Here is a 9,280-nt window from a genome sequence, read left to right as displayed (position 1 = left end):
ACTATGTGCTTACCGCTACCAGGTCACACTCGGGACTTTCACCCGTTAGAATTCACCCATGCCGGGCAAACTAAAAAGCTTGATGGAATCCCACCAAGCTTTCAATCAAATAATACCTAATTTTTTCATACCATGATAAATTCCATCATCATCGACAGAGCGTGTCACATGTCTCGCAGCAGCTTTAACCTCCGTTAATGCATTTCCCATAGCTACACCATGCTCCACGTCAGTTAACATTTCAATATCATTCAGCCCATCACCGAACGCATAAATGTTTTCACTCGATACGTCTAGATGGGTTAACATTTTTTGTATACCAACCGATTTCGAACCGCCTTTTGGCAAGACATCGACAGACAGCGGGTGCCAACGGATAAAATCAAAATCAGTATACTTTTCTTCGTATCTTGCTTCTTCCCCTTCTTCGCAAAATAATAAGGTTTGGTATAAATCCCGATCTTTATAATAGTACGGATCATGAGACGGAAAATAATCAATTTTTAATGTACGTATACTTTCCTCAATGAAAGGATGCTCAGGAATATTTGCTTTCATATCTTCATGGTCCATGAATACAACTGGATGATTATGGTGAAGTGCATCATCTGTTAACTCAATTAATGAGTCTATCTTTAAAGGATTCGTGAAAATAACTTCCCCGTTCAAAACTACATATTGACCGTTATAGCTAACGTACGAATCTAGTTCAAGCTCTTCTCGCAAATCTGCAAACATAAAAGGCGCACGGCCTGTCGCTATAATAACATGATGACCTTTATGTTTAGCCTCTTGAATCGCTTCTATCGTAGATTTAGGTATTTCTTTATCTGAATTCAAGATCGTTCCGTCGATATCAACAAAAATAACCTTTTGATTGTTCATGTCAGTCACTCTTTTCTATTTATCAAAATGCTAGCTCCATTATATCGAGGAATACTAAAAACGCAAATTCATGCAGTTTTAGTTTACATAACAACATTACAGTATTCATTTTAGTTAACATAACTTTAATATAATCAACTAAATAATTTACATAATAAGTTTATAGTCACCTATTGTTACGCATCCCCTATTGTACTTCCTACAACTTTTCCGGTGAATAAACAACCACCTAGAAAGGTTCCTTCGAGTGCTCGGTAACCGTGGATTCCACCTCCACCAAACCCGCTTGCTTCTCCAGCAGCGAACAAACCTTTCAGTGGATTTCCAGCAGCATCCAAAACGCATCCTGACAGATCGGTTTGCAGTCCACCTAATGTTTTCCGGCTTAAAATATTTAACCGGACAGCAATCAAAGGTCCGTTTTTAGAATCTAATATTTTATGTGGTTTCGCTGTGCGAATGATCCGGTCTCCACGAAAAAAACGAGAACCTCTTAGAGCAGCCACTTGAAGATCCTTCGTAAATTTATGATCAATTTGTCGGTCTCTTGCTTCCAATTGACTCTTTACTTTATCGTAATCAAGCAAATTGTCTCCACTCAAAGCGTTCATTTGATCTACTAAGGTTTCTAAGTCATCGTCGACAATAAAGTCCTCTCCGTGTTTTTTGAACGCTTCTACGGGTTCTGGAGCACCAGAACTCAAACGCTTTAACAATTGCTTAATACTTTTACCGGTTAAATCCGGATTTTGTTCGGAACCGGATAAGGCGAATTCTTTTTCGATAATTTTTTGCGTTAAAATAAACCAAGAATAATCATAGCCTGTTTTCATAATGGCTTCAAGTGTACTTAACGTATCAAATCCAGGATAATTCGGAGCATCGAATCGATTCCCTTCCGCATCTAACCAAATTGATGAGGGCCCGGGTAATATTCTTATCCCATGAGCTGACCAAACAGGGTTCCAGTTTTGAATCCCTTCCGTATAATGCCACATACGGTCACGGTTAACGATTCGCGCTCCTATTTTTTCTGCAATCTCTAACATCCGGCCGTCTACATAATCAGGAACACCTGAAAGCATTTTTTTCGGGGGGTTACCCAATCGTTTAGGCCAATTCCGACGAATCAAATCAAAGTTCGCTCCCACTCCACCACTAGCAACGACCACTGAATCGCCTTGATATTCAAACTCGCCTACCTTCTCTCTCGAACTTTTTTCGCCTCTTTCGACTGGATCATCTATTAAAATGGTACCAGCTACACCAGTAACTTCGTCGTTCTGAACAATTAAATTATCAACTTGGTGGCGTGGCTTGTATGTAACATTTCCTTTTTGAATATGTTCTCGGATACGTTTCTCAAATGGTGCAACGATTCCAGGTCCTGTTCCCCATGTAATATGAAAGCGAGGAACTGAATTTCCGTGTCCATCCGCTAAGCCACCACCTCGCTCAGCCCATCCGATAACTGGAAAAAAATTAATACCCATTTTTCGTAACCAAGTACGTTTTTCTTCTGCAGCAAACTTCAAATAAGCTTCCGCCCACTTCTTCCCCCAATAATCTTCATCTTCCCGGTCAAAATTTGCTGAACCGAACCAATCCTGCCTAGCCAATTCATATGAATCATGAATTCCCATTCTTCTCTGTTCAGGCGAATCAATTAAAAACAAACCGCCAAAAGACCACCAAACCTGACCACCGAATGAGCTTTCTGGTTCTTGGTCCAATAACAATACTTTCTTTCCACGATCAGCAATTTCTGTCGTCGTTACTAATCCAGATAGTCCAGCACCTATAACAATTGCATCAAACTTCATATAATTCTCCTCCTAAAATGTAAAACCAGCAGCTCTGTTTCATTAGCTGCTGGTTCGATCGGTATGAAATATTAAACTGGGTAAACACCGTGTTTTCTTTCGGTGAAATGAAGGTTTTTTGATTGATAAGCATCTAACCGAAGTTCTAACGCTTTTCTTAGATTGTCCGGTTCAACAATATCATCGATGACCATCTCTGAAGCCAATCGATAAATATCAATATTTTCTTGATATTCTTTATGCTTTTCTTGAATGAATGCTGGGCGCTCTTCTTCTGGAAGTTCGGCAATCTTGTTGGCATATACAGCATTCACTGCAGCTTCTGGCCCCATGACAGCAATTTGAGCTGTTGGCAAAGCAATCGTTACATCCGGTTCAAACGCCGGTCCTGCCATAGCGTATAGTCCTGCACCGTAAGCTTTACGAACAATTACAGAAATTTTTGGCACGGTTGCTTCACTCATTGCAGAAATCATTTTCGCACCATGGCGGATGATCCCTGCTTGTTCAACACGTGTTCCAATCATGAAGCCTGGAATGTCAGCTAAGAACACTAACGGTATATTAAATGCATCACATAATTGAATGAACTTCGCTGCCTTGTCGGCAGAATCATGGAATAACACGCCACCTTTCATCCGTGGTTGGTTGGCGAGGATTCCTACTGCTTTACCATCAATTCTTGCAAGTCCGGTAATTAACTCCTTCGCAAAGTTTTTCTTAATTTCACAGAAGCTATCTGCATCAATCAAACGATTGATTAATTGATACATATCGAACGGAGCGTTTTGATTTTCCGGTATTAGCTCACTAATCGTTTTCTCAAATGAAGCTGGTGACTTCGTCTCTGCAACAGGAGGTTTGCTTCTAAAGTTTTCTGGAAAATACGTTAAATACTTTTGCGTATATGCGATCGCTTCAGATTCATCTTTCGCTAACACATCACCTACACCAGAGACTGAAGTGTGCATCTTTGCTCCGCCCATTTCTTCAAGGCTGACCTTTTCACCGATGACCTTTTCTGCCATTCTTGGTGAGCCGAGATACATGGAAGCATTGCCATCAACCATAATAACAACATCACAGAATGCTGGTATGTAGGCACCGCCTGCAGCAGATGGACCGAATAACAAACACACTTGAGGCACTCTTCCAGAGAGCTTCACTTGATTGTAAAAGATACGTCCTGCTCCTCTTCTATTTGGAAACATATCAATTTGATCCGTAATTCGTGCACCTGCAGAATCGACTAAGTAAAGCATTGGGAGCTCTAATTTCATCGCGGTTTCTTGGATTCTAAGAATCTTTTCGACTGTACGTTTTCCCCAAGAACCTGCTTTTACTGTCGAATCATTCGCCATAATACAAACACGTTGGCCATTAACTTTTCCAATGCCAGTGACAACGCCATCTGCCGGAAGTGAACCGTCCATGCAATTGGCAAAGAAGGCATCTTCGACATCGAGATCGTCATCGAGCAATTCTTTCAATCGGTCACGGACAAACATTTTTCCTTTTTCTTTATTTTTCTCATGATATTTTTCCGCACCACCGGACTCAATTTTTTGACGTAATTCTTCATGATTTTGTATCGTCATGCCATTACACCCTTTCTGTCTCTTTACAATCTATTTTCCTTTGTACTGTGGCTTACGCTTTTCTTTGAATGCTTGTAAGCCTTCTAATCGATCTTCCGTCGGAATTGTTTCTAAATAACATTCTCGCTCGACTTGCAATCCATCGCTTTTAGGTAACTCATAGCCTTCATCGATTGCTTTTTTGGCCATTTTGACACCAATTGGTCCATTGCCAGCAATCTGTTTAGCCATCAATAATGCTTGGCCTTCCAATTCCGTCGGCTCAAAAACTTCTTGAACCAAACCAATTTGTTTAGCTTCACCACTTTCAAAGCGCTTTGCCGTTAAAATATAATATTTAGCATTCGCTATACCTATGAGTCTTGATAGACGTTGGGTTCCACCTGCTCCTGGGATAATAGCTAACGATGTCTCTGTTAATCCCATTTTTGCTGAACTGCTCGCAATACGAATATCGCAAGCGAGCGTTAATTCTAATCCACCACCGAAAGCAGCACCATTAATGGCTGCAATCGTTGGTATTTCTAGCTGTTCAACCCGTGAAACGATATCGCCAATTTTACCTACTGTTTTGACAACCTCTTTTTCATCCATTGATGCTCGTTCTTTTAAATCTGCACCAGCACAAAACACCTTCTCACCAGCAGCTGTGATAATTAATACACGCAACTGATCATTGTGTTCAATTTCATCTAATTGTTCATTAAAATCATCCATGAGCTTCAATGAGAAAGCATTTGCGGCATTCGGTCGATTGAGCTTTAAAATCCCAATTGTTTCATCGACAACCTGGAAATCAATTGTATCCATTGTTTCTCACACCTTTATTCTTTTGCTCTTACTTGCATTTGCTTACTTGGTAAAGGTTTTCCGATTTTATCTTGAATAAAGAAGCCTGCTTCCGTCAGTCGATCTAGGTCAATGCCTGTATCAATACCCATTTCATGAATCATATGGACAAGATCATCCGTTGCTAGATTCCCAGTAGCTCCTTTAGCATATGGACACCCTCCTAGGCCGCCTAAAGAACCGTCAAAGGTATGGTAGCCTAACTGCAAAGCAGTTGCTGTGTTTGCTAACGCCATACCCCTCGTGTCATGAAAATGCAATGCAATTTGATCTTTTAAAAGAACATGTTCCATTTTGCACAAGAACTCATGCACTTGACGCGGATTAGCTACGCCTATCGTGTCACCAAGTGAGAGTTCATCAATTCCCATATCAAAAAGACGCTCGCAAACATCGACAACTTGATTTTCATCTACAGGCCCTTCATAAGGACAGCCAAAAACCGTTGATACATATCCTCTGACTGTTTTTTTAGCTTCTTTAGCACCAGTGACAACTTCTTTTAAGACCGGATATGTTTCTTCAATTGATTTATTAATGTTTTTCTTATTATGCGTCTCACTAGCTGACATGAAAATTGAAACTTCATCTACATCAGCTTCTAATGCTCGCTCTAGCCCTTTCATATTTGGGACTAGAGCTGCATAAGTAACGCCTTCTTTGCGATTGATGGACTTGGCAACCTCTACGGCATCTTTTAATTGCGGTATCCACTTCGGATGTACGAACGAAGTGATCTCAATGTAAGACAAACCTGATTCAGAGAGTTGATTAATCCATTCAATTTTATCTTCGGTAGATATTTCTTTCTTTTCATTTTGCAAGCCGTCGCGCGGACCGACTTCTTTAATCGTGATTTGATCTGGTAAGTCCATAAATGTCCTGTGCCTCCCTAGCTTATTCAATGACAGCGAGAACATCTCCTTCGTTTACAAAGTCACCTTCCGACACTTTCAATTCTTTAATTGTCCCAGCTGATTCCGCCGGGATAGGAATTTCCATTTTCATAGATTCTAAAATGACTACGTCTTGATCCTCTTCGACTTGGTCACCTTCGTTTAATACAATTTTCCAAACGTTTCCTGCCATTGATGATTTTAATTCCATTATAAATTCCTCCTATTTGTTTGTAATATGTTCTTGGATAAACGATGTTTGAGTATTTCCATTTTGAAATGCTTCATTTGCTGCTATTTTTAAAAGTAGTGGAATATTCGTCTTAATTCCTTCGATTTTGTACATCGAAAGGGCTGTCTCTAATCGACTAATAGCCTCAGCTCGATCTTTTCCTTTAACGATCAATTTCGCAACCATTGGGTCGTAAAAAGGAGTGATTTTGAACCCTTTCTTAATGGATTGGTCATTCCGAATGAATTGCTCTTTTGGAATGATTAAGTCTTCGATTGTACCCGGAGACGGAAAAAATGTTTTTGGATCTTCTGCGTAAATCCTTACTTCAATTGCATGACCTTGAATCTGAACGAGCTCTTGATTAATTGCGAGTTCTTCACCACTCGCAATTCGGATTTGCTGTTCTACAAGATCAATACCCGTAATTTCTTCGGTAACTGGATGTTCCACTTGAAGTCTTGTATTCATTTCAAGGAAATAGTAGTTTTGGTTTTCATCAACTAGAAACTCAAGTGTTCCAGCATTCCGATAGCCTAGAGATTTGACAGCTTGAACCGCTTTTTCACCCATCTCTTTCCTTGTTTCCTCGGTTAAAAGTGGTGACGGTGCTTCTTCAATGACCTTCTGATGTCGACGTTGAATAGAGCACTCACGATCAAATAAATGAACGGCGTTACCGTGATGATCACCTAGTACTTGAATTTCAACATGGTGCGCATCTTCAATGACTTTTTCAATGAATAATGTTCCGTTGCCGAAAAATTGTTCTGCACGGTGTGCATTGGATTCAATTGCTTTCTCCAAGTCTGATTCGCTTTGTACAATTTCCATTCCAATACCGCCACCGCCATACGATGCTTTGACCATGACTGGGTAGCCAATTTCATTCGCAATCTCTTTTGCCGCTGCTGCTGTTTCCACAGGGGTGTTTGTACCGGGAATAATAGGTACTCCTGCTTCTTCCATCGCAGTTCTTGCAGATAATTTACTACCCATCTTTTCAATCACTTCTGGCGTCGGGCCAATAAAGGTAATTCCTTCTTCTTCGCAACGTCTAGCAAATGACGCATTTTCACTTAATAATCCATACCCCGGGTGAATTGCTTCTACTTCTGCTTCTTTAGCTATTTCAAAGATTTTATCCATATTTAGATAGCTTTCATTGACACGTGAACCTCCAAGCGGATAAGCAACATCAGCCTCTTCGACATATGGTGAATCTTCATCAGGTTCGGAATATACCGCTACGGATTTAATGTTTAATAGCTTACACGTTTGAATAATACGTGAAGCGATTTCTCCTCTGTTTGCGATTAAAATGGATTGAAACATGATAACCCTCCTATAATTGTGCCCTAGTCAATTTGAATCAAATCTTTTGCTCGCTCTCTTAATCGGTATTTTTGAACTTTCCCACTAGCTGTCATTGGGTATTCTTCCGTCAACTCCATGTACTTCGGAATTTTATGATGCGAGATTTTTCCTTTACAGAAAGATTTGATGTTTTCTTCTGTTAAACGTGCACCCTCTTTTGGAATAATCCAGGCCATCAACTCTTCACCGTATTTGGGATCCGGTACACCGACGACTTGAACGTCCAGCACATCCGGATGTGTGATAATGAATTCTTCAATTTCACGTGGATAAATATTCTCTCCACCACGGATGACCATATCTTTCATTCTTCCCGTCACTTGAAAATATCCATTCTCATCCATCATTCCGATATCACCCGTGTGTAACCAGCCATCCTCATCAATCGTTGCATTCGTTTCTTCCTTATTTTTGTAATAACCCGCCATGACATGATATCCGCGAGTCACAATTTCACCAGGTTCATTTGGAGGAAGCGTTTGATTTGTACCTGGTTCAACGATTTTCGCTTCAACGTTCGGATGAACTTTTCCAACGGATGTCGTTCGAATTTCGATTGAATCGGTCGGACGAGTCTGCGTAAAGACAGGCGACGTTTCCGTTTGTCCGTAACAGATTGTTACTTCAGGCGCACCCATCTTATAAATCACATCATTCATGACTTCTTTCGGACAATTGGAACCAGCCATGACTCCCGTTCGAAGTGACGAAAGATCAAATTTTTCAAAATCAGGGTGATTCAATTCACCAATAAACATTGTCGGAACACCATGCAATGCTGTACATTTCTCATCTTGGACAGCCTGTAAAACAACTTCGGGGTTGTATTGTTCGATCATCACCATCGTCCCGCCTTTGGAGACTGTTGCCAGTGTACTCATCACGCAACCAAAGCAGTGAAAGAGTGGCACTGGAACACATAAGCGATCTTCACTTGTGAAATTCATTCCTTCTGCTACCTGCTTTCCGTTATTGACGATGTTATAGTGAGTCAACATAACGCCTTTTGGAAATCCGGTTGTACCTGAAGTGTATTGCATGTTAATAATGTCATCATGATGAAGTGATTCTTTTCTTTTTTGTAGATCTTCATCGGAAACATCAGCTGCTTTTTGCAGTAACTGATCCCATGTGTAACATCCTGCAATTTGTCTTTCTCCTAAAACAATGACCCGTTTTAATTTCGGGACTTTATCGCTGCTCAATTGTCCCGAATTACTGTTTTTCAGTTCAGGAGCTACTTCATTAATGATGTCTACATAGGAAGTACCTTTAAAACTCTCTGCCAGAATTAATGTTGTTGCATCTGATTGATTCAACAAATATTCCAACTCAGCTGCTTGATAACTTGTGTTCACCGTCACTAATACGGCGCCCATTTTTCCTGTAGCAAACTGAGTCAAAACCCATTCCGGTTTATTGTCAGCCCAAATTGCGATATGCTCACCTTTTTCAATGCCAAGAGCCATGAGTGCTTTTGCCGTCTCATTTACTTTGTCGTCAAACTCTTTGTACGTCCAACGAATATTCCTTTCTGGATAAACGACAGCTTCATGGTTCGGTCTCTCATTCACTTTCTCTTCCAGCAATTCGCCAATGGTTGACGTTAGTAGACTCATA

The 9,280-nt window shown here is 40.5% G+C and carries 8 protein-coding genes; all 8 read right to left on the bottom strand.

Translation table 11 applies throughout. The features are described from left to right. Positions 1-105 precede the first annotated feature (105 nt). The 8 genes from FPQ13_RS03150 to FPQ13_RS03115 all read right to left on the bottom strand — a co-directional run bounded on the left by FPQ13_RS03150 (position 106) and on the right by FPQ13_RS03115 (position 9,279). Entirely contained in the window at positions 106-885 is a 780-nt protein-coding gene (locus FPQ13_RS03150; protein WP_144087859.1) for a Cof-type HAD-IIB family hydrolase, read from the bottom strand. A gap of 176 nt (positions 886-1,061) precedes the next feature. Then, complete coding sequence (locus FPQ13_RS03145) at positions 1,062-2,708, bottom strand: FAD-binding dehydrogenase (protein ID WP_144087858.1); 1,647 nt, start codon at positions 2,706-2,708, stop codon at positions 1,062-1,064. A 71-nt stretch (positions 2,709-2,779) separates the two neighbouring features. Next, complete coding sequence (locus FPQ13_RS03140) at positions 2,780-4,306, bottom strand: acyl-CoA carboxylase subunit beta (protein WP_186279530.1); 1,527 nt, start codon at positions 4,304-4,306, stop codon at positions 2,780-2,782. 30 nt (positions 4,307-4,336) lie between these two features. Further along, positions 4,337-5,116, bottom strand: a complete 780-nt coding sequence (locus FPQ13_RS03135; protein WP_144087857.1) for an enoyl-CoA hydratase-related protein — start codon at positions 5,114-5,116, stop codon at positions 4,337-4,339. A 14-nt stretch (positions 5,117-5,130) separates the two neighbouring features. Continuing rightward, positions 5,131-6,030: a hydroxymethylglutaryl-CoA lyase gene (locus FPQ13_RS03130; protein ID WP_144087856.1), complete on the bottom strand. Its 900-nt coding sequence runs from the start codon at positions 6,028-6,030 to the stop codon at positions 5,131-5,133. A 22-nt stretch (positions 6,031-6,052) separates the two neighbouring features. Next, positions 6,053-6,262, bottom strand: a complete 210-nt coding sequence (locus FPQ13_RS03125) for an acetyl-CoA carboxylase biotin carboxyl carrier protein subunit (RefSeq protein WP_144087855.1) — start codon at positions 6,260-6,262, stop codon at positions 6,053-6,055. Positions 6,263-6,274: 12 nt separating this feature from the next. Then, on the bottom strand, positions 6,275-7,618 hold the full coding sequence (locus FPQ13_RS03120; RefSeq protein WP_144087854.1) for an acetyl-CoA carboxylase biotin carboxylase subunit: 1,344 nt from the start codon (positions 7,616-7,618) through the stop codon (positions 6,275-6,277). A gap of 23 nt (positions 7,619-7,641) precedes the next feature. Then, positions 7,642-9,279 (bottom strand): AMP-binding protein, encoded by a 1,638-nt coding sequence (locus FPQ13_RS03115; RefSeq protein ID WP_144087853.1) that lies wholly within the window; start codon positions 9,277-9,279, stop codon positions 7,642-7,644. Position 9,280: the final 1 nt, after the last annotated feature.

Source organism: Allobacillus salarius, assembly GCF_007559425.1.
GTDB classification, from domain to species: Bacteria; Bacillota; Bacilli; order Bacillales; family Alkalibacillaceae; genus Allobacillus; species Allobacillus salarius.
Note: the sequence above shows the minus strand (reverse complement) of the source record. Positions and strands in the feature narration are given on the sequence as shown.

Excerpts from the sequence above, each read along its gene's own strand:
- FPQ13_RS03150 (WP_144087859.1), bottom strand. The coding sequence starts at position 885 with ATGAACAATCAAAAGGTTATTTTTGTTGATATCGACGGAACGATCTTG.
- FPQ13_RS03145 (WP_144087858.1), bottom strand. The coding sequence starts at position 2,708 with ATGAAGTTTGATGCAATTGTTATAGGTGCTGGACTATCTGGATTAGTA.
- FPQ13_RS03140 (WP_186279530.1), bottom strand. The coding sequence starts at position 4,306 with ATGACGATACAAAATCATGAAGAATTACGTCAAAAAATTGAGTCCGGT.
- FPQ13_RS03135 (WP_144087857.1), bottom strand. The coding sequence starts at position 5,116 with ATGGATACAATTGATTTCCAGGTTGTCGATGAAACAATTGGGATTTTA.
- FPQ13_RS03130 (WP_144087856.1), bottom strand. The coding sequence starts at position 6,030 with ATGGACTTACCAGATCAAATCACGATTAAAGAAGTCGGTCCGCGCGAC.
- FPQ13_RS03125 (WP_144087855.1), bottom strand. The coding sequence starts at position 6,262 with ATGGAATTAAAATCATCAATGGCAGGAAACGTTTGGAAAATTGTATTA.
- FPQ13_RS03120 (WP_144087854.1), bottom strand. The coding sequence starts at position 7,618 with ATGTTTCAATCCATTTTAATCGCAAACAGAGGAGAAATCGCTTCACGT.
- FPQ13_RS03115 (WP_144087853.1), bottom strand. The coding sequence starts at position 9,279 with ATGAGTCTACTAACGTCAACCATTGGCGAATTGCTGGAAGAGAAAGTG.